Source organism: Rhodovulum sp. HP10 (genome assembly GCF_047553435.1).
GTDB lineage: Bacteria > Pseudomonadota > Alphaproteobacteria > Rhodobacterales > Rhodobacteraceae > Rhodovulum.
Genome location: NZ_CP180201.1, coordinates 384424 through 407450 on the forward strand (window position 1 = coordinate 384424; position 23027 = coordinate 407450).

Sequence of the window (23027 nt, forward strand, 5' to 3'; positions counted from 1 at the left end):
GCTCAGCTCCTCTTGATCCGCGGGTCGATGGCGGCCTGGGCCACGTCGACGATGAGGTTCATGGCGACGAAAAACAGCGCCAGCACCAGGATCGTGCCCTGCAGAAGCGGCAGGTCGCGCTGGAAGATCGCGTTCGACAGCAGAAAGCCCGAGCCCGGCCAGTTGAACACGGTCTCGATCAGGATCGAGCCGCCAAGCAGATAGCCCAGTTGCAGCCCCATCACCGACAGCGCGGTCGCGGCGGCATTGCGGCCGACATGGATCAGCACGTCGAGCCGGCTCATGCCCTTGGCGTAAAGCGCCTGCACGAAATCCATGCCGAGAATGTCGCCCGAGAGCGCCCGCACGGTGCGGGCGACGATGCCGATGGGAACCACCGCCAGCGTCACCGCGGGCAGGACCAGATGGCGCATATGCTCCCAGTTCCAGGACCAGTCGCGCGAGCCCCCGGGGCCCGCGCCCATCGAGGGCAGCCAGCCCAGATTGACCGAGAAGATGATGACAAGCACGATGCCGAGCCAGTAATTCGGCACCGAAACGCCCGCGATCGAGACCGCCGTCACCGCCTTGTCGAGCGCGGTGTCGCGGAAATAGCCGGCCAGAAAGCCGAGGAAGATGCCGATGGGAAAGGCGATGACGGCGGCGCTGAGCGCGAGCAGCAGCGAATTCTGCACAGCGCCGAAGACCTCGGCCGCGACCGGGCGCCCGGTCGCGATCGAGCGGCCCATATCGCCCTGCGCGAGGTTGCCGACCCAGATCGCGTATTGCACCGGCAGGGGCTTGTCCAACCCGTAGGCCGCGCGCATCGCCGCCTGTTCCTCGGCCGTGGCATCGACCGGCATGATCGCGGTCAGCGGGTCGCCGGGCGCGATCTGGACCAGCAGGAAGCAGATCACCGAGACGCCGAAGGCCACCGGCAGCACGAGGATCAGGCGCCTGAGAAGATAGCTGAACATGGGGGTCACTTTTTCCTTGGGGAAACGCCCCGCCGCCGACGGGCGGCGGGGCATCGAGGCCCGGGCGGGCCGCTACTCCATCGTGATCGACGAGAAGTTCTGGTACCAGTTCTGCGCCTGCACGAAGCCCTTGACCCGCGGGCTCAGGGCGCGCGGCGCCACGTCATGGGTCACCATCAGGAACAGCGCGTCATCGACGAATTTCTCATGCGTCCTGCGCATCACCTCATCCTGTTCGGCCGGATCGAAGGTGGTGCGGATCTGGTTGAACAGCTCTTCCATCCCGGGATCGCAGTAATGGCCCCAATTGGTGCCGTTCGGCGCGATCAGATCGCAGGCGAGATGCCGGATCAGCCCGGTGAACGGGTCCTGGATGAAATAGGTGAAGTTGATCGACTGGCTGCCCTCGACCGCCGGATCGGCCGCGCCCGCGCGCCAGAGATTGATCATCTGGTTCCACTCGACCACCATGAACTCGACATCGATGCCGACCTCGGCCAGGTTCTGCTGGATGTATTCGTTCATCGGCAGCGGCAGCATCTGGCCCGAGCCCGAGGGCGAGATCAGCGCCTTGACCTTCAGCCGCTTGTCGGGGCCGTAGCCCGCCTCGGCCAGCAGCTTCTTCGCCTCTTCGGGATCGTAGCGCACATCGAAGCTCGGATTGCCGAACCATTGCGAGCCGGGCGGCAGGAAGCCCTTGGCGGGCACCATCAGACCGCCCAGAAGCGCGCCCATCCCCTCGCGGTCGATGGCCAGGTTCGCGGCCTTGCGCACGCGGATGTCGTTCCAGGGCGAGCCCTCCAGCCGCGACAGATGCCAGGTCCAGTTATGCGGATAGGTGTTCGACGAGATCACGAAGCCGTTCGCCCGCATCGCCGGGATGGTGTCGGGCGCGGGCGCCTCGATCCAGTCGACCTGTCCCGACAGAAGAGCGGCCGCGCGGGCATTGGGCTCGGGCAGCGGGATCAGCACCAGCTTGTCGAGCTTCGGCACACGGGTCTCGTCCCAGTATTCGGCGAAGGGCACCATCTCGGCGCGTTCGCGCGGCACGAATTCCTCGAGCTTCCAGGGACCGGTGCCCGAGGGCTCCATCGCGACCTTTTCCCAGTCCTTGTCATGGGCCTCCCAGTTGGCCTTCGAGGACATCAGGATCCAGGCCAGTTGATAGGGCAGCGTGGCATCGGGGGTATTGGTGGTGATCTCGAGCGTCAGCGGGTCGATGGCGCGATAGCTCGCGACGGCCGGGATCCGCGACTTGCCCTGCGCCGCCTGGCGCGGGTCGTATTGCTCGGAGCTGTCATCGAGCAGCTTGTCGAGGTTCCAGACCACGCTTTCGGCGGTGAACTCCGAGCCGTCATGGAAGGTGACGCCCTCGCGGATCCTGAAGATCCATTTCGTCTTGTCCTCGGCATCGACCGCCCATTCGGTGGCAAGCCCTGGGATCAGCGTCGAGGGCTTGTCGGCCGAGCTCAGGTCCCATTCGACAAGCGAGTCATAGACCGTGTAGCCCATGAAACGCATGCCCTCGCCGCCCTGATCGGCCTGGCCGGTGGTCAGCGGGATGTCGGCCGCGGTCATGCCGATCCGCAGCGTGCCCTGGGCCAGCGCCCCCTGCGCCGAGACCAGCCCCGCCGACAGCATGAGCATGGCGAAAGTCTTCTTTATTCCAAGCAAGTTGAACCTCCTTGTTCCGTCCCGCGGGCATCCTGTCGCCGCGTCCCGCGGTCACTTTGCCCCAGCGCTGCCGGATCAGGAGGGTCAGGCGCGGTCCGGCAGGATGCCGCAGCGCCCAAAAAACGGCGAATGCCTGAAATTTAATCTTCTTCGGAGGGCATGATGAAATGGCATGCCAGAATGGGGAAGGAGACCTGCCTCGAATCGCAGACCCGGCCACGGCCGGACCAAGGCGCGCTCAGGCCTCTTCGCCGCGATCCGCCTTGCGACGCACGGTCTGGCGGCGCTCGTTATAACGGCGTTCGTGGCGGCCGCCGATCAGCCGGGCCGCATCGGCCAGCGTCAGGAGCGGCGGCAGCGTCGTGGGCGCGGCCAGATAGCGCGGCCGCCAGTAGGGATCGAACTTGGCCTTGAAGGCGCGCAGCCCCTCGAAATTGTAGAAGCTGCGACCATGGCGGTAGATCAGCGCGCCGAAGCGGTCCCAGAGCCTGCGGCTGCGTTCGGGGCTCAGCCCCGAGAGCGGGGCCATTCCCAGCGAGAAGGCGGCATGGCCCTCTTCCTTCAGCCGCAGCATCAGCGCGGTGAACAGGAACTCCATGGTGCCGGAGGGGGCATCCTCGACATGGCGCATCAGATCGATGGCGGCCTGGGCCCGGCTGTCGGTGACCAGCACATTGGCGAATGCCACCACCCGGCCGTCCTGGCGCACCGTCGCCACCGGCCAGCGGTTCAGCCAGCCGGGATCGAAGCGGCCGACCGAAAACCCCTTCTCGCGCGCCCGCTTGGCCGAAAGCCAGGCCTCGGACACGACCCCGAGCTCGGCCAGGAAAGCGGGCGCATGGGGCGGCTCGGCCCAGTCCAGCGACAAGCCGTCCCGCAGCGCCCGGGCATGCGCCGCCCGAAGCTTCTTTCGCGCCGATCCCTCAAGCGAAAACGCGGTCAGATCGACTACCGCCTCCTCGCCCATCTTGTGCAGCGACAGTCCCAGATCGAGCATGATCGGCACATCGGCGGCCCGGACCTCGTAGAAGGCGGGCCGCGCACCCGCGCGCCGGGCCGCGTCGACAAAGGCGAAGGCCACGTCCTCGGCGGCATCGGCAGGCCCGACCGGGCCGCCATAGGCGATCCAGGACCGCCCCGACACCGCGAACATCACGAAGGCGCGGCCGTCATCCGACACCAGAATCGACTTGTCGCCGGTCAGCGCGAAGCCCGCATCGGGGTTGTCGCCGCCCGCCGCGATGCGCCCCGCCCGCTCCAGATCCTCCCCGGCCGGCGGCACCGCCGTGACCCGGGGCGTGCGCAACAGGATCAGAAGCGCCCCCAGCCCCAGAACGAGGCTGCCCAGCAACCCCGCCCGCAACGCCCGCGGCGCGCGCTCGTTCACCGCGAACTGCCACCAGAGCTCATGCGCATAGGGCGTGTCCTTATGCGCGAAGAACAGCACGAAGCCGAAGCCCGCGATCAGCGCCACGGTCAGCGCGCCCCAGGCCGGGGTCAGCGTGGCATGGCTCAGCATGGTGTGGCGGTGAAAGGCATGGCGGAAGGGCAGCAGCAGCAGCGCGCCGGTCGCCAGCAGCACCGCGCGGTCGAGATCGACCCCCTGTACCAGCGCCACCGCCGCCCCCGCCTCCATCACCGCGACGGCCAGCCAGAACGCCGCCAGCGCGCGGCGCATCACCCCGAAGGAGATCAGCACCAGCGCCGAGCCGATCACGCTGGAAGCCAGCGCCGAGCCCTCGATGAACGGGAGCGGGAACAGCTCTTCGGCGGCGCGCGCGGCTTCGGTGGCGGGCGGCAGGATCGAGGCGACGCTCATCCAGAGCCCGGCCCCGAGGATCATGGTACCCAGCACCATCGGCGCGATCCGTTCGACAGCGCGGAAGGCCGGATCGACGGCGGCCAGCGCGCGGCCCCACTGGCCCCGCGGCAGGCGCCCTCCGGCCGAGCGGAACAGCTCGTAGCCCGCCAGCGCGAGCAGCGCGAGGAAGAAGGGCACGAGGAAATAGATCAGCCGGTAAAGCAGGAGCGACGCCGCCACCGCGGATACCGGCGTCGAGGCGGGCATCGCCGCGATCACCACCGCCTCGAAGACCCCGATGCCGCCCGGCACATGGCTGAGCACCCCGGCCATGGTCGCCGCCGCGAACAGCGCGAGGAAGGTGGCAAAGCCGAGATCGTTCGCGGGCAGAAGCAGATAGAGCGTGGCGGCGGCGAAGCCGATATCGCCGAGACAGAAGACCAGCTGCGCCGCCAGATCGCGCGGCACGGGCGCGCGCAGGGTGAAGCGGCCGAGCCGGAGCTGGCGCTGCCGGACCGAGGCCCAGAGCAGCGGCAGCGCGATCACCGCCATCCCGCCCAGCGCCAGCGTCCGGACCGTGCCATGGGCGAAGGGCAGGATCGCCACCAGCGCTCCGGGATGCACGGCCAGCGCGCCGAGCCCGACCAGCGTTGCCGCGACCCCGAACGAGACCGCCGCGAAGGTCGATACCGCGGCCACGTCATAGCCGTCGAGCCCCAGCGCCGAATAGATCCGCCAGCGCACCGCCCCGCCCGAGACCGCCGACAGCCCGATGGTATTGCCGAAGGCATAGGCCATGAACCCGCCCGCCAGCACCACCGGGAAGTTCAGCGGCTTGCCGATGAAGCGCAGTGCCGACCAGTCATAGCCCACGAGCGAGACATAGCTTGCCGCCGTCGCCGCCAGGGCAAGACCGACCGTCGACCAGGGCGTGGCGCGCACCTGCGCCACCACATCGGTGAAATCGACCGGGGCCAGCAGCCGGTACAGCGCGAAAAGCCCCAGAACGAACAGCCCGGCGGCCAGTACATAGGGGAAGACCGCCCGCAGGCGCACCCACCGCCCGGCAGAGGCGGTCTCGGGCTTGGCATCCTCGGTCAAGGCTTCACTCGTTTCCCGTTCCGGTTGAATCCAGTTCTACCATCATCCGGGACGCGGTGACACCGCCAATTCCGGGCCGGCTCCCGACGGAGGGCACTGCGCACAGCGCACGGGCCTGGACTGGACCTGACTGGCCTGCGTCCCGCCCACGCGCGGCAGCAACCTCCCGGCCTCCAGCTACTGCGCGCGCCGGCGAATGACCAGAGATCAGTTGCGCCCCGCGCCCCGCCACGAGAAAAAACGGTGCGACGCGGGACGGGCACTGACCCGCTACCAGCTGGCGGTCGCCTCCATCGCCACCGGGCCGCCCGCCTGCGCGCTCCAGAGCCGCAGGCTGTCGCCCTCGGAACTGGCATGCAGCTCCATGTCGGCGGTGTCGAACACGGTCGAGACACTGCGGAAGGCAAAGCGCGACGGGCAGGCCCCCTTCAGCTCGGTCGCGAATTGCACAAGCAGCGTCGCCTGCAACGGCCCGTGCACGACAAGCCCCGGATAGCCCTCGACCTCGCAGGCATAGGACCGGTCGTAATGGATGCGGTGGCCGTTGAAGGTCAGCGCCGAATAGCGGAACAGCAGCACCGGCCCCGGGGTCAGACGCCTGACCGAGCTGCCTTCGGCCGCCGGGTCCGCCGTCGAGGGCCTGAACGGGGCGGCGGCGCGATAGACCAGATCCTGCCGCTCGGTCAGCGCGAGCCGGCCGCGGGCGAGGATCCTGTGCTCGACCGTCACGAACAGCAGGGGCCCCGAGCGGCCCTGTTTCAGCGCGACATCGGTGATGGTCGAGCGCCGGGTGACACTGTCGCCGATCCGGAGCGGCGTGTGGAAGCGGAACGCGCCGCCCGCCCACATCCGCCGGGGCAGCGGCACCGGCGGCAGGAAGCCGCCCCGCGCCGGATGGCCGTCCTCGCCCAGCCCCGCGCCCGCCACCGTGGGCTGGGCAAGACAGAGATGGATCAGCGGCGGCGCCTCGGCCCCCTGTTTCAGCGGCCAGCGCTGGTCGAAGGTGGCGGCGAAGCGGCGCACCAGATCGGCGCTCAGCCGCTCGGTCGCGCTGTCCTCGCGGCCGATCCAGCCGCGCAGATGCTCGATATCGAGATCCATTCAGTCCTCCCGGGGCCTGAGCGCGGGCACAGGGCCGTAATGGCGCGTCTCGCCCTCGACGCGGGCGGCGGGCGCGGGCATCGCGACCGGGCCGTTGGGGCTGTCGACCTCGATCCGGCGCAGATGCGGATGGGCCGAGAGCCCGGCCATGTCATTGACCGAGGCAAAGGCGATATCGGCGGCGACCAGCGCGGCCTCGGCCTCGGCGGCGCTGTGCCGGGCGAAGGCGGCAGCGACGATCCGGTCGGTCTCGGCGCGGTTCCGGACCCGCGCCACATTGGTCGCGAAGCGCGGATCCGTGCCAAGCCCGGGCGCGCCCAGAACCCCCTCGGCCAGCTGGCGCCATTCGCGGTCGCTCTGGACCGAGATCAGGATCGGGCGCCCGTCCTTCGGCTGGAACGCCCCATAGGGCGCAATAGAGGGATGCGCGAGCCCCACCCGCCCCGGCGGACGCCCGGCCTCGTGGTTCAGAAGCGGCACGGTCAGCCATTCGGCCATCACGTCGAACATCGAAATCGAGATCCGCGCCCCCTGCCCGGTCGCGCCGCGCCGGATCAGCGCCTCGAGGATCGCGGCATGCGCCGTGGCCCCGGTCGCGATGTCGACGACCGAGACGCCGACCCGCGCCGGTTCCCCGGGCCCGCCGGTGATCGAGGACAGTCCCGATTCCGCCTGGATCAGCAGATCATAGGCCTTGCGGTCGGCCAGCGGCCCCTCGGTGCCATAGCCCGAGATCGCGCAGGAGATCAGCCGCGGATAATCCCGCGCCAGCACCGCGTCGGAAAACCCGAGCCGGGCCAGCGCGCCGGGCTTGAGGTTCTGAACCAGCACATCGGCCCCGGCCAGCAGATCCGCCAGCGCCGCGCGCCCGACCTCGGAGGCCAGATCGAGCGTCCGGCTCTCCTTGCCGCGATTGAGCCAGACGAAATAGCTGGATTGCCCGGCCGCGGCATCGTCATAACCGCGCGCGAAATCGCCGCCGGGCCGCTCGATCTTGACGACATGGGCGCCCGCATCGGCCAGCCGGGCGGTGGCGAAGGGGGCGGCCACGGCCTGCTCGACCGCGACCACCTCGATGCCGTCGAGCGGGCGCATCAGAACGACCTCGGCAGGCCCAGCACGTGTTCGGCCACGTAGCTGAGGATGAGATTGGTCGAGATCGGCGCCACCTGGTAAAGCCGGGTCTCGCGGAACTTGCGTTCGACATCGTATTCGCAGGCAAAGCCGAAGCCGCCATGGAATTGCAGGCATGCATTGGCGGCCTCCCACGACGCCTTTGCCGCGAGATACTTGGCCATGTTGGCCTGGGCACCGCAGGGCTGACCGGCATCGTACATCCGGCAGGCCTCGAAGCGCATCAGGCTGGCGGCCTCGACCTCGATGAAGGCCTCGGCAATCGGGAACTGCACGCCCTGGTTCTGCCCGATCGGGCGGCCGAAGACCTGGCGTTCGCGGACATAGGCGCTGACCTTGTCGGTGAACCAGTAGCCGTCGCCGATGCACTCGGCCGCGATCAGCGTGCGTTCGGCATTGAGCCCGGTCAGGATGTATCTGAACCCCTGCCCCTCCTCGCCGATCAGGTTCTCGGCCGGGATCTCGAGATTGTCGAAGAACAGCTCGTTGGTCTCGTGATTGACCATGTTGGGGATCGGCTGCACCGTCATGCCCGAGCCCATTGCCTCGGGGATATCGACGAGGAAGATCGACAGGCCCTCGGATTTCTTCGCGACCTCGGCCAGCGGCGTCGTGCGGGCCAGAAGGATCATCAGGTCGGAATGCTGGACCCGGCTGATCCAGACCTTCTGGCCATTGATGACATAGCGGTCGCCCTTCCTGACCGCCGTGGTCTTGATCCGGGTGGTGTCGGTGCCGGTGGTGGGCTCGGTCACCCCCATCGACTGCAGCCGCAGCTCGCCCGCCGCGATCTTCGGCAGGTAGCGGCGGCGCTGCTCTTCCGAGCCGTGCCGGACCAGCGTCGTCATGTTGTACATCTGGCCGTGACAGGCGCCCGAATTGCCGCCCGAGCGGTTGATCTCTTCCATGATCACCGAGGCCTCGGTCAGCCCGAGCCCCGAGCCGCCATACTCTTCCGGGATCAGCGCCGCCATCCAGCCCGCCTCGGTCAGCGCCTGCACGAAGGCCTCGGGATAGCCGCGCTCCTCGTCGATGCGGCGGTGGTATTCGGGCGGGAAGGTCGCGCAAAGCGCGCGGATGGCGTCGCGGATGTCCTGATGGGGGTCGGTCTGCATGGGGTCCTGCCTTGGGCGTTTCAGTCAGAAGAGCCAGAGCCAAACCATCATGCAAATATATTCTTTGCCTGACCGTCATATGTTTTCTATATGACCTGAAGGCTGGAGCTTTCGGGCATGGGCATGGATCTGCGGCAGCTGCGCTATTTCCTCGAAATCGTCGAACGCGGCTCGATCACCGGGGCCGCGGGCACGCTGAACGTCGCCCAGCCGGCGCTTTCGCTGCATGTGCGCAACCTCGAGGGTCAGCTCGGCACGCGGCTGCTGCTGCGCCGGCCGACCGGGGTCGTGCCGACCGAGGCGGGCGAGATCCTGGCGCGACGGGCACGCTCGATCCTGGCCGAGGTGGCGCGGACCGAGGCCGAGATCCGAAGCCTCGAGACCGACCCGTCGGGCCGGGTCGCGATCGGGCTGACAGGCACCATCGGCGGACTGCTGGCGGTGCCGCTGATCGAGGCGCTGCGCGAGCGCTATCCCCAGATCACGCTGCAGATCGCCGAGGCTATGAGCGGCTTCGTCGCCGGGTGGCTGTCGGAGGGCCGGGTCGATCTGGCGGTGCTCTACGAGGCGCCCGCCGATCCCGGGCTGGCCTGCGACCCGCTGCTGGAAGAGGAACTGGTCGTGCTCTGGCCGCCAGACCGGCGCGCCCCGCCCGAGATCGCGCTGGCCGCGCTCGAGGGCGTGCCTCTGGTCCTGCCGAGCCGGGCGCATGGGCTGCGCCGGATGATCGACGCCGAGCTGTCCGGCGTGGGCATCGCGGCCGAGCTGGCCGTCGAGATCGACTCCTACGCCAATATCAAGAACCTCGTCGCGGCGGGGTTCGGGGCATCGGTCCTGCCCTGGCACGCGGTCGCACCCGAGGCCGGGACCGGCGCGCTGACCGTCAGCCGGATAGAGGCACCGGGCCTCTGGCGCGGCGCCTGGCTGATCCGGCCGGACGCGCGGCCGGTGACCCGCGCCCAGGAGGCCGTGGCCGAGACCCTGCGCGCCGTGGTGGGCGAGCTTCTGGCGGACGGGGTCTGGGCCGCGGCACGCGCCCCCTCATCGGGATGTCCGGCGCCCGGCGCAGAGCGTTGAAGGCGGTCCCCCGACCCGGGGGCGCAGAGCGCGTGCCACGTCGCAAGCCTCAGGGGTTGCCCGTGCTGTCCTGCCATCGCTCTTCCTGGCGCACCTGCTTTGGCCATGGGCTGTCGGCAGATCGGGGCGACAAGCATCGGGCCGGACGCCGCCGCCGCTGCATCGCGCGGAAATTCCCCGGGACCGGCGAAGGCAGGCGGGACGAGGGAACATCCTTCGGAGCCTGGCCCACCCGCCCGGGCTCTGCGCCGGGTCTTGCCCCTCAAGGCGCCTCACGTTCCGCGGCATGCCCCTTATGGAGGCCCCGCCATCCGTCCCGCCCCGATTTTTGCCTGATCCGTGCCCCGATGACGGCCGGGCCCCGGGACAGTCGAGAAAAGCCCCGACGGCTTGCCCGACCCTCAGCGTCGCCTTGCGTCGCCGGCAGCTTGCCCCGCCGGCCGGAACCCGGCGAAGCAGGGCCGGTCTCCCGGCCCTGATTGCGACATCCCGCCCCGAGCCCCGGCCCCGGCTGCTCCGGCCCTAACCCGCCGCCGGGCCGCGCCGGAACAGCCGGACCGACATCGGTTGTGTCAGGGTGAAGGCTGCGCCCTCGCGCCCCGCGCGGGCGCGGAAGGCCGCGCGCAGGGCCGCGGTCAGATCCGGAGGCAGTGCACCGCGCTCGGGCGCAAAGGACGAGATCCGGCCCAGAAAGGCGTCGAAATCCTCATAGGTCTCGCGCCGGACATAGTCGAAGGCCCGGGTCTCGGTCAGCACCCCCGCCGCCGCCGCCCCATCCAGCGCCGCCTGAGCCGCGTTGCGGATCCCGGTCTCGTCATCGACTGTCGCGATCACCTGGCTCAGATCGCCCTCGACCCGGGGCTCGATCACGACCAGCATCGCCTCGGGTGCGATCACCCGCGCCGCCTCGGCCAGCGCATCTCCCATCGCCTCGACCGGGATGTGATGTAGCGCATTGACGATGACCGCGATGTCGAAGGCCGCGTCCGGATAGGGCATCGCCTCGGCCTGGGCCATGTCGATGCCGGGCACGCCGGCCGCCTGGGGAAAGGGTTCGAGCCCGCGCCAGTCGGCCCCGGCGGCACGGAAGGGCGCGGCCAGCCCGCCCCGGCCGCAGCCGATATCGAGCACGCGCCGCCCTTTCAGCGGCGACAGGATCTCCAGAAGCACGTCAAGCGTGGTGCGGATCGGGTCGGTCATGCGGGCGGCCTCCGGATACTGCGTTATGACCGTTCCCTAGGCGCCTTCGCCCGCCAAGGCAATTCCGCGCAAGCGCCAGGACGAGGCAGCGCCTGCCCGAGACACTTCATGTTTCGGGCCAACATCAAAGCGCAATTGACTGATCAGAAAGGGCTCATACACCAAGTTCACGCCGTAGGAAGCCGGGATCGGCGCGCAACCCTGCGGCATCGGCCTCGGCCCTGACCGCGCCGTTCTCGAGGATCACCACCCGGTCGGCGACCGATTGCACCGCCTCGAGCCTCTGTTCCACCAGCAGGATCGCCACGCCCGCCGCGCGCAGCGCAACCACCCTGTCGCGCAGCAGCGCGATCATCGAGGGCTGCAGCCCCTCGGTCGGCTCGTCGAGCAAGAGCACCCGGGGCTCGAGGCAAAGCGCGCGGGCGGTGGCCAGCATCTGCTGCTCGCCGCCCGACAGGGTTCCGGCGCGCTGGCCCATCCGGTCGGCCAGCCGCGGGAACATCTCCAGCACATGGTCCAGAACCTCCGGCGGGCTCCGGCGGCACATCAGCCCGATCTCGAGATTCTGCGCCACCGTCAGTTCCGAGAACAGCCGCCGCCCCTGCGGGATATAGCCGATCCCCCGGCGCGGCACCTCATGGGCGGGCAGCCGGCCGATATCCTCGCCCTCCAGCAGCACCCGGCCCGCCGAGAGCGGCAGAAGCCCCATGATCGCCTTCATCGCCGTGGTCTTGCCCGCGCCGTTCCGGCCCAGAAGACAGGTGATCTCGCCCGGCCTGACGGTCAGGCTGAGCCCGCGCAGCACCCGGACCGGCCCGTAGCCCGCCGCGACATCCCTCAGCTCAAGCATCGATCGCGGTTCCCAGATAGGCGGCCTGCACCCTGGCATCGGCCCGGATCGCGGCGGGCGGCCCCTCGGCCAGCACCCGACCGGCATCGAGCACGGTGATGCGGTCGGCCAGCTCCATCACGACGCCCATGTTATGCTCGATCAGCAGGATCGCGGTCTCGCCCGCGAGATCCCGGACCAGCGCCTTGAAGGCCGCGATCTCGGTCTCGGCAAGACCCTGGGTCGGCTCGTCGAGGATCAGCAGTCGCGGCGCCTGCGCCAGCCCCATGGCAAGTTCCAGCAGGCGCTGATGGCCATAGCTCAGATCGCCCGCCGCGCTGTCGTCGCGGCCGGTCAGCCCGACCCGGTCGAGCGTCCGGGCGATCTCGCGCGCGACGGCAGCGCGGTCGCGCCCGAACCTGCGGCGGGCGGCCAGCGCGACATTCTCGGCGACCGGGAGCCGGGCGAAGACCGAGGTGATCTGGAAGGTATAGGCCAGCCCCAGCCGCACCCGGGCATGGGCGGGCAGCCGGGTGATGTCCTGCCCGTCGAAGAGGATACGCCCCGACGACGGCGCGACCCGGCCGATCAGCATCGACACCAAGGTGGTCTTGCCCGCGCCATTGGGCCCGATCAGCGCCCGGACCTCGCCAAGGCCGAGATCGAGATCGACCTCATGGACGGCGCGCAACCCGCCGAAGCTGCGCGACAGCGCCCGGGTCGACAGCAGCGCGCTCATGGCAGGCCCCGCCACCAGCGGCGCCGGATCTCGCCCGCCAGCCCCTGCGGCGCGAACAGCGTCAGAGCCACCAGCGCGACGCCCGCGACCAGCATGTAGGCCGGCGTGAGCCCCGAGGACAGATCGATCAGGTAGAACATGAAGAGCGTGCCGAGAAACGGCCCGATCACGGTGCCCGCGCCGCCCAGAAGCACCCAGAGGAGCGGAAAGATCGAATATTGCACCTCGGCGAAGCTGGCCCCGGCATAGCCGAAGAGAAGCCCGTAGGCCGCGCCCGCGGCGCCCGAAACCGTGCCCGACAGCACCACCGCCCCCAGCTTGTGGCGGAAGGTGTCATAGCCCAGAAGTGCGGCCCGGTCCTCGTTCTCGCGGATCGCGACCAGCACCCGCCCCATCGGCTGGCGCATCAGCCAGAGCGTGCCGAAGAGCACCGCCGAGAACAGCGCCAGCGCCGCCAGATAGCGGGCCTGGGGGGTGGTCAGGTCGAGCCCCAGCAGCACCCGCCCGGCCTGCGGGATCACCACGCCCTCGTCGCCCCGGGTCCAGCGCCCGGCCAGCAGGATCGTCAGCCAGCCCGCCTGCGAGAACATCAGCGTCACGATCATGAAGGCCACACCCGTCGTGCGCAGCGCCAGAAGTCCGACGCCCAGCGCCAGCAACGCCGCCGCGCCGAGACCGCTCAGAAAGGCAGGCCCCGCCCCGAGCCCCAGATAGGTCATCGGCATCGCGAGCCCGTACATGCCCGCGGCGAAGAACATCGCATGGCCGAGGCTCAGAAGCCCGGTATAGCCGAAGAGGATGTTGTACCCCATCGCATAGGTCGCCAGCACCATCACCCGGGCGATGTTGCCATGGCTGTAGGCGGGCAGAACGAAGTTCAGCGCGAAGAGAAGCGCGACCAACCCCAGATGCAGCCCGATGATGCGCCCGCCCCTCATCGCGCGGCCTTGCCCATCAGGCCCTCGGGCCGGAACACCAGCACCAGCGCGACCAGCAGCGTGGCGAGGATCTTGGCCAGCGTCGGCGAGAAGAAGACCGAGACGATGCCGTCGGACAGACCGATCAGCAGCGCCGCGATCACGGTGCCGCCGAGGCTGCCGAGCCCGCCGATGATGACCACGATGAAGGATAGCAGAAGCGCCTCGCCCCCCATCAGGTAATGCGCCTGCTGGATCGGCACGATCAGCACGCCGGCAAGCGCGGCCAGCGCCGCCCCCAAACCGAAGACCCCGGCATAGACCCGGCCGACCGGAATGCCGAAGGCCTGCGCGGTCTCGCCGTCAAGCTGGGTCGCACGCATCACCAGCCCGATCCGGGTCCGGCTCATCAGCAGCCAGAGCCCGGCCAGCACGGCGGCAGCGGCGGCCATCACGAACAGCTTGTAGGAGGTGATCGACAACCCCCAGGGCCAGATCAGGCCGGGCCCGTCCGGGCCGAATTCGACCCAGGGCAGCGCCAGCCGGGTATTGAAGGGCGGCGCGACCGGCCGGGCCTCGGGACCGTAGGTCATGAGCGCGGCCTGCTGCAGGATGTAGAGCAGCCCGATGGTGGCGACAATGGTCCGCTCGGGGTCGTAGCCCACCCTCTTGAGCACCGTCAGATCGGCCGCGACCGCCAGCGCCCCGGCGATGAGCGGCGCCAGCACAAGCGCCGCGACAAAGCCCCAGGCCCCGCCGCCCAGAGCCGAGGACACCGCCCAGGCCAGCACCGCGCCCAGCATGAAGAACTGGCCATGGGCGACATTGACGACGCGCATCACCCCGAAGACGAGGCTGAGCCCCGAGGCCATCAGCGCCAGCACGGCGGCGGTGACCGCCCCTTCCAGAACGGCAAGCATCAGATGTGGACCGAATTCCATACGGGCTCCGGGGAGAAGGCAGGGAAGGACCGGGCGCGGCGGACGCGCCCGGAGGCGGGACTAGAGGGATTGGGTGGTGTAGTCGACCTCGTCGGGATAGAAGCCCGCCTCGATCGGGGTCTCCTCCAGCACGTTCAGCCGCCCGTTCTCGACCTTCGAGATATATTGCGGCCCGAAGACCTGGTGGGTCTTGCCGTTGAACAGCTTGGCGCCCTGCGGATGCGCGTTCGACAGCGGCATCTCGGTCATCGCCTCGACCGCCTCGACCAGTGCTGCGCGGTCGTCGGGGCCGCGATAGCCGCAGGCCTCCATCCCGGCCTTGATGACGTAAAGCGTCTCCCAGCAGCCGAACATATGGGCATAGGCCGAGACATCGCGGGGATCGGCGGCCAGCGCCCCATTCTCGTCAAGGCCGATGGCCTCGCGGTAATGGCGGTCATACTCGGTCTGGCCGGGCTGCACGTAGCGCGGCATGCCCTCCCAGAAATAGGTGCCCTCGAGGAATTCGAGCCCCGGGCTTTGCAGATCGACCGCCTCGAGACTGTCGATGAAGCCGAAGATCTCGGGCCGCGACGGGCCGAAGAACTCGCCCATCTCCTTGACGAAGGTCAGGACCGACGGGCCGACCATGACATGGTAGATCACCTCGGTCTCGCGCGGGATCTTCGGGAAATACTTGGTGAAGGAGGTCTCGCTGGGCGGGATCGCCAGCTTCGCCACCACTTCGCCGCCCTGGGCCTCGATCGCCTGGGTGAAGAAATCGCGATGGTCATGGCCGAAGGCGTAATCGGGGAAGATCATCGTGACCTTGCGCCCGAGTTTCTCGCGCACGAAGGGCGCCATCGCCAGCACCTGGCTTTTGACATCGGTGATGCCGGGCTGCAGCGTCCAGCGATTGAGTGCCCCCGACGCAAGGTGATGGCCCTCGGAGACCACGAAATAAGGCAGCTTCAGCTCGCCCGCGCGGGGCGCCGAACTCATCACCACATGGCTGAAAAGCGTGCCATAGCCGACATCGCAGCGATGCTGGGTGGCGAATTTCTCGACCACCTCGGCGCCGCGCTTGGGATCGGTGCCATCATCCTCGGTGACCAGCTCGACCGGGCGCCCGTTGATGCCGCCCGCCTCGTTGATCAGCCGCAGCGCGGCCTCGGTGGTGCGGTTGTACCAGCGCCCATAGGCGGCACCGATACCGGTCGCATGCATCTGAAAGCCGATCCGGATCGGCGCGGCGCTCTGGGCCTCGGCATAGCGCGCCCAGAGCGGCAGGCTGGCGCCCCCCGCAGCGGCGGCGAGGGTCTTCAGAGCGCTCCGGCGCGCCGGGCTTTGCGGCGGCTCGTCGGTCTTGGCACCGGATGAGATCTCGGTATGGGTCACGGTCTTGGACAGGATCTTGGACGCGGGCATCGCAGGTTCCATCTGGACAAACAGTCAAAGGGTCACTTTGGTGACGCAGCGGGAGTTTGTCCACGTCTTTGCGACAATTCGCCCGTCTCCGCCACCGCTCCTCCCTGAATTCGCGCAAGGCGAAGGCCCGGCCTCGCGACGCCCCGGCCCCGAGCGTATGGGCGCGCGCAAAAAGAGTGCCTCCGGGATGCGGATGGGTCATTGCGTCCCGCGCGGGGCCACGCTAAAAGGCGCCCCGAAGCACCCGTAGCTCAGCTGGATAGAGCGCTGCCCTCCGAAGGCAGAGGCCAGAGGTTCGAATCCTCTCGGGTGCGCCAGAAAAATCAGATAGTTACGCCTCACTTCTCCTCTTGTGAATTCGCCTTCGGTGCGGTTTCGGTGCGGATTGAAGCTCAAGTGCGGCGATCCATGGCCTCGACCGCGCTCTGCATATGGTCCGGTGCATGGTGCCCATAGACCCGCTGGATCGTCTCGGGGCTGGTCGAGAAATACCCGGCAGCGTCCCAGATCGACGCACCGCGTTGAAGCGCCCAGGTGATCGCCGTGTGTTTCAGGACATGCGGCGTGATGTATTTCCGGCCGCCCTTGCCGTCGGGCATGGTGAGATCGATCTCGATCCCCTGCCCGGCCGCCAGCTCCTCGGCCAGCCGAACCGCCCGCGCCCAGCCCTTCCGGATGTCGCCGACCCTGTATCCGTCGCAGTCCTGGACCACGAATCGCCGCCCGTTCGCGGCCTGGCGCCGGAGATGCGCGAGATAGCGCGGCGGCAGCCGGGCGGGACGCTGCCGCTTCTTCGTCTCGGCCTTGCCCATCGGCTTGCGGTAGAGAATACCTCGCACGGTGTCGACATGGCCGCCGGAAACGCTGGGCGTGTCGAAATGCATGCCGAGGATCGTGTCCTTCCGGCTGCCCGTATAGAGGCCGTGCAGGATGAAATCGGCAAGATGGCGTCCGTCTCTGCGGAGATTGCGCGCGGCGCGGATCAGCCAGGCGGCCTCCTGGCGGGTCAGGAACCTCTCGACCGGATCAGGACGGACAGGAAGAACCACCTTCGGCGCGGTAATGAGATAGCCCTCGCCGTGGCAATAGTTGATGGCGGCCTGCAGGACGTTCAGCTCGCGGCGGATCGTGCCCGGGCTTATCGGGCAAGTACTGCCGTCCTTGAAACGCCTCACCCGGCTTTTGGCATAGCGCCGACATGTTCCGCCAGAGACGGCCGACACGGCCAGGTCGCGCCAGAATTCATCCAGTGCTTCAATCGCGTAGCCGATGCGCTCTGGCGCGGAAATATGGGCCGCGTGCTCTTCTGCGTAGATCGCAAGGCACATGGACACGCTCAACTCATCTGCGGCAACCGGGCCAGTCGGCCGGTTTTTTCGCTCGATATATGCCGCGAGCTGCGCTTCAGCATCTGCGCGGCAGCGCGCGCCGGTCGAGATTCGGATGCCCCCCGTGTCTCGGATTTCCCAGACGGATTGACCGTCGCTCCTTTCCCGCCAGTAAAGGCGAGCACCTGCGGCTCGACGCGGCATAGTTCGATCAATTCCTCCAGATCGTCGGGATGCAGTCTGACCGCCCGCCCCATGCGGATGGTCTTTCCATGGGTGTCGGCCGCCCGCCGCAGGCTCTCTTTCGGAACCCCGAGTGCGCGCGCCGCTTCCGGGATCGACAGCAGGCGCTCAACCATCGGTCGCGCCTCCGGCCGTCAGCTTCCCCGTTCCCCCGCAGGCCGTACAGTCGGTCTCCGTGTAGCCGTTGTCCCAGTACGGGTGCCAATAGTCGCGAATGAACCCGCTGCCCCGGCAGGTGGGACAGTTCTGCGGGGCTGCCGGGGCGGCGTCGGCGCCTTCCAGTTTGACGACACGGGTGCGGAGCTCCTCGAGCGCGGCGGTCACCCTGCCGCTCAAGACCGGCACCTATCTCGCGCGCCCTTATGATGCGATGGGCATTCCCGGCCCGGTCAGCAGCGTGGCCCTGCGCGCGGCCTCGATCATCCCGACCACGACCGTGGCCACCGTCACCGAGGCCCCGTCCTGGCCGGGCCGGGCCGAGGGCTGCAGCGTGGTCGGCAACGCCCTGAGCCTCGATCCGGGCGAGACCCGCGCGAGCTATGTCTGCGCCGGGCGGATCGATCTGGGCAGGGTCCAGGCGGTGCGCCTCGTCAGTGCCGTCGACGTGCTGATCGGAGAGGGCGAGGATCTGTTCTGGGGACCGGAGGCGGCGGCGATGTGGCGCCCGCCCGACGCGCTCGCCTGGCAGGGCACCACGGATGCCTATGGCGATGTAGACCTGCAGGTCTCGGCCACCGATGACGACCCGGAGGGCGATCCTGTCTGGGGCCCCTGGCAGAGCTTCGATGCCGCCGACTTCCCGGCCCGCGCCTTCCGCTTCCGCGCGATCCTGACCGTCGAGAGCCCCGATTACACCCTCACCGTCACGGGCCTGACCGTGACCGCAACCCAGGCCGCATGAGGTTCCCATGAGCCAGAGCACCTATCTCCTCGATGCCAGCCACACCAAGGCGCAGGCCTTCGCCATGCTTCAGGGCGCGCTGCTGGCCCTGCAGGGCAACAATGCCGGCGCCACCGCCCCGGTCGAGACCGCGCCCGGCATGCTGTGGCTCGACACCGCCGCCAAAGCCCTGAAGATGCGCAATATCTCCAACAGCGGCTGGATCACGCTGGGCGCTCTCGGGTCCGGCGCCTTCATCCCCTCGGGCGTCAACACGCTGACCGAGGCGCAGGCGAAGGATGCGCTCTCCGACATCTACGGCGCGGTGACCGGCGAGATCCTGCGCGCCGCGATCCTGGCCCACGCCCCCGACGCGGTGATCCCGGGCTGGCACCCATATGACATGATCCGGCCCGGCGACGGCGCGACCGGCACGATCTGGAGCCATGACAAGGCGGGCAGCATCCAGAACGTGGAGACGCCCGAGTTCGAGGACGGTTACGAATACGCGCTGATCTTCGAGGCCGTCGCCACCAACAAGACCACCTCCACCCTGCAGATCTCGGTCCGCCCCGAGATCACCGGCACCTGGTCGCCCTTCACGTCCTTCCCCGGGGCGGGCTTCGTCTGGGGCGACGTCTGTTCCGGCATGCTGCGGCTGCCGGCGACATCTGGGTGCGCTCCTACAACAGGGACCATTATGGCTGGAGCCCCTATATCTGCATCAACAGAAGCCTGACGGACGCCCAGGCCCGGGACGACGGCAGCCCTGAGCCCGGACTGGTCAGCGGCGCGGTGCTCGGCGCCTGGCGGGATGCGGTCTGCCTCGGCCACGGGCAGCGCTGGACCGATGTGAAGGCCGTCCGCGCGGCAGGCGTCACCTACCAGAACAGCTCGGAGCGCCCGATCCTGGTCAGCATCGGGGTCGGCGGCGGCGCGGCCGCGGGCTTCATCTATGTCTCGGCCGACAACCGGAGCTTCGTGCGCATCAGCGCCATCGCCGCCAGCGGCGCCCCCAGCTGCGCCAGCTTCATCGTGCCGCCGAGGCATTACTACCAGATCTCCAACTGGAGCGGCACGATCTGGTCGGAGCTGGTCTGATGGAACAGGGCTTCTACCACCCCGAGCGCGGCTACTGGCAGACCATCGGCACCCCCTCGGCCGCGATCCTGGCCACCTATCCCGAGGGCACCATCGACGTGCCGCTCCGGCCCGGCCCCGATCACGCGCTGGTCGATGGCGCCTGGGTGCCGGTCGAGCCGGACCCGGCCGGGCAGCTGGCCGCCTGGCGCGACAGCGCCACGCTGACCCGGCTCGGGCTGGCCTCGGCCCTCATCGCGGCCGGGATCCTGACCCAGGGCGAGGCCGAGGATCTCGCGGCCGGGCGGATGCCCGGGACCCTGGCCGCCCTGGCCGACCCCCTGCCCGAAACCGAGCGCTCCGCGGTGCGGCTTCGCCTCGTGGGCCTTGCCGGGTTCGCCCGCGCGGACCCGATGTGGGACGCGCTCCTGGGGCCGGAGCGGGCCGATGCGGTGTTCGGCCGGCAGGACGGGGAGTGAGGCCGTGATCGAGACCACCGAAAGCGCGCTGCGCACGGCGCTGGCCATCCTCGGGGCGATCCTGCTGGTCTGGATCCGCACCGACGGGCTGGCGGTGATCGCCCGCATGGGCATCACCCTGGCCTCGGCCGCCATCGGCTATGCCGCCGGGCCCGAGATCGCGCTCTGGATGGGCACGCCCGAGCGGCTCACCATCGTCGGCGTCACCGTGCTCGGCCCGCTGGCGCTGGAAACCGCCGCCGCCACGCTGCTCTGGCTCAAGCGCGATCCCCGCCACCTGGCCGAGGTCTTCCGCCTGTGGCGGGGCGGCAAATGAGCCGCGCCCTCTACTGCGCCATCACCGCGGCGATCTGGATCGCGCTGATCGCCTGGCCCTGAGGACCGGGCTTTCCCCTCAACCACAGGAGTTTCCCCATGCACCTCGTGCCCCACTGGCGCGCGCTGATCCGGCGCGCCTGGTCGATCCGTCTCATCCTGCTCGCGGGCCTGCTGTCAGGGCTCGAGGCCGGGCTCTCGCTCGCCTCGCCCGATCTGCTGGGGATCCCGCGCGGGTTCTTCGCCGGGCTCTCGGCATTGGTGACCGCGGCCGCCTTCGCCGCCCGGCTGATCGCCCAGAGGATGGAGTGAGCCCATGCGCAGGATCCTGAAACGCGGCGCCGCCGCCACCGCCCTCGCGCTCAGCTTCATCGGCGGCAATGAGGGCCTGAAGACAGAGGCCTATCTCGACATCGTCGGCGTGCCGACCGTCTGCTTCGGCGAGACGCGCGGTGTGGCGCTCGGCGACAGCTACACGCCCGCCGAGTGCCGCGCCATGTTCGCCGGGAGGCTCGCAGAGTTCGAGGCCGGGCTCGACCGGCTGATCGCGGCTCCCGTCGAGGCCCGTATCCCCGACCGCACCTATGTCGCGATCCTCGACTGGGCCTATAACGTGGGCCTCGGCGCGGCCGGGCGCTCGACGCTCATTCGCAAGCTCAACGCGGGCGATCTGCGCGACGCCTGCGACGAGCTCCCGCGCTGGCGCTTTGCGGGCGGCAAGGGCGTGCGGGGCCTCGCGATCCGCCGCAACAAGGCCCGCCAGCTCTGCCATGAGGGGCTCGACGGCGTGCCGGCCGATGCGCCGTTCCGCTGGTCGGGCGCATGAGGGCGCTCCTCGCGATCCTGCTGCTGGCAGGCTGCGGCGGGCTGCCGGGGCCGTTCGGCCCCAACATCGCCGCGAATGTCCAGGCCGGAGCCGAGAACGTCCAGGGCCAGAAGGTCGAGAACGCGCCTTCCATCCTCCGCCCCCGCGCCCGCGAGATCCGCCAGGAGCAATCCGAGAACCGCCTCCGCGCCGACCGCGTCGACACCGTCATCGTCAATGTCATCCCGCCCTGGATCGTCCTCCTCACCCTGATCGGATGGATCGCGCCCTCGCCCGGCGAGATCGGGCGAAGGGTCAGAGAGGGGATCAGAGGGAGTTAATCTGTTGAGCGCTGACGCACGGCCACGCGACGCTTTTGCACACGACAACCGGAAGTCATTCGGAATGATTAGCAAGCTCTCGCTTCACTCCCAGGCGCGCGGAGAACGGGAACTTTCTATCAGAGTGCGGCCCCTCCTCCGATTCATCCCCGCGTGTGCGGGGAACAGCGGAGGCTGCGGATCCGCACGTGGGCTCTGCGCGGTTCATCCCCGCGTGTGCGGGGAACAGGACATTCGTTTCCATGCGGGCATGTCAGTATCCGGTTCATCCCCGCGTGTGCGGGGAACAGGCCGTTCGCCCCCTTGTAGGTCCACGCTTTCCCGGTTCATCCCCGCGTGTGCGGGGAACAGGTCAGTTCGTCGGCGCCATTGTCGCCCTCCGCCGGTTCATCCCCGCGTGTGCGGGGAACAGATGGGTGCGGTGTTCGTTGGTATCGCGCTGGCCGGTTCATCCCCGCGTGTGCGGGGAACAGGCATCGACAGCCTTTTTCACGGCGTCAGACCGCGGTTCATCCCCGCGTGTGCGGGGAACAGCTTTCACCTCGGCGTCCGGGCCTATTCCCGACCGGTTCATCCCCGCGTGTGCGGGGAACAGTCGAGCTTGTCGCGGGTCACCACGTCGTCGAACGGTTCATCCCCGCGTGTGCGGGGAACAGGCAGATGTACAGGAACGGCCCGGGCTCCTTGACCGGTTCATCCCCGCGTGTGCGGGGAACAGGCCCGATTGACGCGGTCAAACCTGCCGATGGCCGGTTCATCCCCGCGTGTGCGGGGAACAGCCCAAAAGTGCCATCGCGCATACTGACACTGACGGTTCATCCCCGCGTGTGCGGGGAACAGATCATGGCGCGACCCACAGAGTCCTATGGGCTCGGTTCATCCCCGCGTGTGCGGGGAACAGGTTTTTGCGTGATACGTCCAGATGTCCTCCGTCGGTTCATCCCCGCGTGTGCGGGGAACAGGTATTCCGGAGGAAAGTCTCCGGCAGCCTGTTCGGTTCATCCCCGCGTGTGCGGGGAACAGTCGATCCGGTGGCGCGACTTCCTGCCCGACTGCGGTTCATCCCCGCGTGTGCGGGGAACAGGCCCTTGGCGCTCCTCGCGGAACAAAATTCATCGGTTCATCCCCGCGTGTGCGGGGAACAGACGGCTCACGCCGTCTATCCAAAATCTACGGGCGGTTCATCCCCGCGTGTGCGGGGAACAGTCTTACTGCAAACCGTTGATCTAAAAAAATTTTCACGATGTCAAAGAGCCTACCATCCTCTTCCGCCTATCGGCTTGGTGGCTCGGGGAAGAAACTGACCAATTTCAATCCGTCGAAATCCACCGGCATCCTGCGGTTCTGACCTGCCGTCACAAAGTCGTAGCCCTGATCGGTCGGTGCCTTCCAAACCATGACGGCATCCCCCTTATCAAGCCCGGCCAGAACCTGTTCCCAGATCATCTCGCGCGTCCGGGCCGAATAGTCGCCGACATAAACCCCTGCGCGCACCTCGACCAACCAGGCAGACAGCCTGCCCCGAAGGCGCGGTGGGGCGTTGGAGACGACAACAACCAACATA

The 23027-nt window shown here is 68.7% G+C and carries 24 protein-coding genes, 1 tRNA gene and 1 CRISPR repeat array; of the genes, 10 read left to right on the top strand and 15 right to left on the bottom strand.

What is annotated here, in order from left to right; all coding sequences use genetic code 11:
• Positions 1–2: 2 nt before the first annotated feature.
• The 6 genes from ACK8CO_RS01680 to ACK8CO_RS01705 form a co-directional block, all read right to left on the bottom strand.
• A complete protein-coding gene (locus ACK8CO_RS01680; RefSeq protein ID WP_414897939.1) occupies positions 3–956 on the bottom strand; it encodes an ABC transporter permease in 954 nt (317 codons plus the stop codon).
• A gap of 72 nt (positions 957–1028) precedes the next feature.
• Positions 1029–2630, bottom strand: a complete 1602-nt coding sequence (locus ACK8CO_RS01685; RefSeq protein WP_414897940.1) for an ABC transporter substrate-binding protein — start codon at positions 2628–2630, stop codon at positions 1029–1031.
• Positions 2631–2868: 238 nt separating this feature from the next.
• Positions 2869–5532 carry a bifunctional lysylphosphatidylglycerol flippase/synthetase MprF gene (gene mprF / locus ACK8CO_RS01690; RefSeq protein WP_414897941.1) on the bottom strand — a complete coding sequence of 888 codons (2664 nt, stop codon included), beginning with the start codon at positions 5530–5532 and terminating at the stop codon, positions 2869–2871.
• Positions 5533–5802: 270 nt separating this feature from the next.
• The gene (locus ACK8CO_RS01695) at positions 5803–6633 is read right to left on the bottom strand and encodes a MaoC family dehydratase N-terminal domain-containing protein (protein ID WP_414897942.1); all 831 of its coding nucleotides are present in this window, start codon (positions 6631–6633) and stop codon (positions 5803–5805) included.
• The gene (locus ACK8CO_RS01700; protein WP_414897943.1) at positions 6634–7728 is read right to left on the bottom strand and encodes a CaiB/BaiF CoA transferase family protein; all 1095 of its coding nucleotides are present in this window, start codon (positions 7726–7728) and stop codon (positions 6634–6636) included.
• The gene (locus ACK8CO_RS01705) at positions 7728–8882 is read right to left on the bottom strand and encodes an acyl-CoA dehydrogenase family protein (RefSeq protein WP_414897944.1); all 1155 of its coding nucleotides are present in this window, start codon (positions 8880–8882) and stop codon (positions 7728–7730) included. The genes ACK8CO_RS01700 and ACK8CO_RS01705 overlap by 1 nt, the downstream gene beginning before the upstream one ends.
• Before the next feature lie 117 nt (positions 8883–8999).
• On the opposite strand from ACK8CO_RS01705, the gene ACK8CO_RS01710 reads away from it, so the two are divergent.
• Positions 9000–9959, top strand: coding sequence for a LysR family transcriptional regulator (locus tag ACK8CO_RS01710; protein ID WP_414897945.1), 960 nt, complete (start codon positions 9000–9002; stop codon positions 9957–9959).
• Positions 9960–10481: 522 nt separating this feature from the next.
• Here the strand turns inward: ACK8CO_RS01710 and ACK8CO_RS01715 are convergent.
• The 6 genes from ACK8CO_RS01715 to ACK8CO_RS01740 all read right to left on the bottom strand — a co-directional run bounded on the left by ACK8CO_RS01715 (position 10482) and on the right by ACK8CO_RS01740 (position 15992).
• Positions 10482–11159: a class I SAM-dependent methyltransferase gene (locus ACK8CO_RS01715; RefSeq protein WP_414897946.1), complete on the bottom strand. Its 678-nt coding sequence runs from the start codon at positions 11157–11159 to the stop codon at positions 10482–10484.
• A 154-nt stretch (positions 11160–11313) separates the two neighbouring features.
• Positions 11314–12009: an ABC transporter ATP-binding protein gene (locus ACK8CO_RS01720; protein ID WP_414897947.1), complete on the bottom strand. Its 696-nt coding sequence runs from the start codon at positions 12007–12009 to the stop codon at positions 11314–11316.
• Positions 12002–12727, bottom strand: coding sequence for an ABC transporter ATP-binding protein (locus tag ACK8CO_RS01725; RefSeq protein ID WP_414897948.1), 726 nt, complete (start codon positions 12725–12727; stop codon positions 12002–12004). Before ACK8CO_RS01725 ends, ACK8CO_RS01720 begins: the two co-directional genes overlap by 8 nt.
• On the bottom strand, positions 12724–13665 hold the full coding sequence (locus ACK8CO_RS01730; protein WP_414897949.1) for a branched-chain amino acid ABC transporter permease: 942 nt from the start codon (positions 13663–13665) through the stop codon (positions 12724–12726). The genes ACK8CO_RS01725 and ACK8CO_RS01730 overlap by 4 nt, the downstream gene beginning before the upstream one ends.
• Positions 13662–14585 carry a branched-chain amino acid ABC transporter permease gene (locus ACK8CO_RS01735; RefSeq protein ID WP_414897950.1) on the bottom strand — a complete coding sequence of 308 codons (924 nt, stop codon included), beginning with the start codon at positions 14583–14585 and terminating at the stop codon, positions 13662–13664. The genes ACK8CO_RS01730 and ACK8CO_RS01735 overlap by 4 nt, the downstream gene beginning before the upstream one ends.
• A 60-nt stretch (positions 14586–14645) precedes the next feature.
• A complete protein-coding gene (locus ACK8CO_RS01740; RefSeq protein ID WP_414897951.1) occupies positions 14646–15992 on the bottom strand; it encodes an ABC transporter substrate-binding protein in 1347 nt (448 codons plus the stop codon).
• Positions 15993–16232: 240 nt separating this feature from the next.
• Here ACK8CO_RS01740 and ACK8CO_RS01745 point away from each other — a divergent pair.
• A tRNA-Arg gene (locus tag ACK8CO_RS01745) sits at positions 16233–16309 on the top strand.
• A 75-nt stretch (positions 16310–16384) separates the two neighbouring features.
• Here ACK8CO_RS01745 and ACK8CO_RS01750 read toward each other — a convergent pair.
• Both ACK8CO_RS01750 and ACK8CO_RS01755 read right to left on the bottom strand, forming a co-directional pair.
• Positions 16385–17320, bottom strand: coding sequence for a tyrosine-type recombinase/integrase (locus ACK8CO_RS01750; protein WP_414897952.1), 936 nt, complete (start codon positions 17318–17320; stop codon positions 16385–16387).
• 8 nt (positions 17321–17328) lie between these two features.
• The gene (locus ACK8CO_RS01755; RefSeq protein ID WP_202266311.1) at positions 17329–17679 is read right to left on the bottom strand and encodes a helix-turn-helix domain-containing protein; all 351 of its coding nucleotides are present in this window, start codon (positions 17677–17679) and stop codon (positions 17329–17331) included.
• Between the two features lie 179 nt (positions 17680–17858).
• Between ACK8CO_RS01755 and ACK8CO_RS01760 the strand changes: the two genes are divergently transcribed.
• The 8 genes from ACK8CO_RS01760 (at position 17859) to ACK8CO_RS01795 (ending at position 21463) form a co-directional block, all read left to right on the top strand.
• Positions 17859–18464, top strand: coding sequence for a hypothetical protein (locus tag ACK8CO_RS01760; protein WP_414897953.1), 606 nt, complete (start codon positions 17859–17861; stop codon positions 18462–18464).
• A gap of 7 nt (positions 18465–18471) precedes the next feature.
• Positions 18472–19182, top strand: coding sequence for a hypothetical protein (locus ACK8CO_RS01765; protein ID WP_414897954.1), 711 nt, complete (start codon positions 18472–18474; stop codon positions 19180–19182).
• Positions 19119–19544: a hypothetical protein gene (locus ACK8CO_RS01770; protein WP_414897955.1), complete on the top strand. Its 426-nt coding sequence runs from the start codon at positions 19119–19121 to the stop codon at positions 19542–19544. The genes ACK8CO_RS01765 and ACK8CO_RS01770 overlap by 64 nt, the downstream gene beginning before the upstream one ends.
• Positions 19544–20002, top strand: coding sequence for a hypothetical protein (locus tag ACK8CO_RS01775; protein WP_414897956.1), 459 nt, complete (start codon positions 19544–19546; stop codon positions 20000–20002). Before ACK8CO_RS01770 ends, ACK8CO_RS01775 begins: the two co-directional genes overlap by 1 nt.
• Positions 20003–20006: 4 nt before the next feature.
• A complete protein-coding gene (locus ACK8CO_RS01780; RefSeq protein WP_414897957.1) occupies positions 20007–20318 on the top strand; it encodes a hypothetical protein in 312 nt (103 codons plus the stop codon).
• A gap of 98 nt (positions 20319–20416) precedes the next feature.
• The gene (locus ACK8CO_RS01785; RefSeq protein ID WP_414897958.1) at positions 20417–20629 is read left to right on the top strand and encodes a hypothetical protein; all 213 of its coding nucleotides are present in this window, start codon (positions 20417–20419) and stop codon (positions 20627–20629) included.
• Positions 20630–20633: 4 nt separating this feature from the next.
• On the top strand, positions 20634–21143 hold the full coding sequence (locus ACK8CO_RS01790; RefSeq protein WP_414897959.1) for a lysozyme: 510 nt from the start codon (positions 20634–20636) through the stop codon (positions 21141–21143).
• On the top strand, positions 21140–21463 hold the full coding sequence (locus ACK8CO_RS01795; protein ID WP_414897960.1) for a bacteriophage spanin2 family protein: 324 nt from the start codon (positions 21140–21142) through the stop codon (positions 21461–21463). The genes ACK8CO_RS01790 and ACK8CO_RS01795 overlap by 4 nt, the downstream gene beginning before the upstream one ends.
• A gap of 139 nt (positions 21464–21602) precedes the next feature.
• Positions 21603–22669: direct repeats of the CRISPR family, unit length 29 nt; unit sequence CGGTTCATCCCCGCGTGTGCGGGGAACAG.
• A 66-nt stretch (positions 22670–22735) separates the two neighbouring features.
• Here ACK8CO_RS01795 and cas2e read toward each other — a convergent pair.
• Entirely contained in the window at positions 22736–23026 is a 291-nt protein-coding gene (cas2e, locus tag ACK8CO_RS01800) for a type I-E CRISPR-associated endoribonuclease Cas2e (protein ID WP_042461665.1), read from the bottom strand.
• Position 23027: the final 1 nt, after the last annotated feature.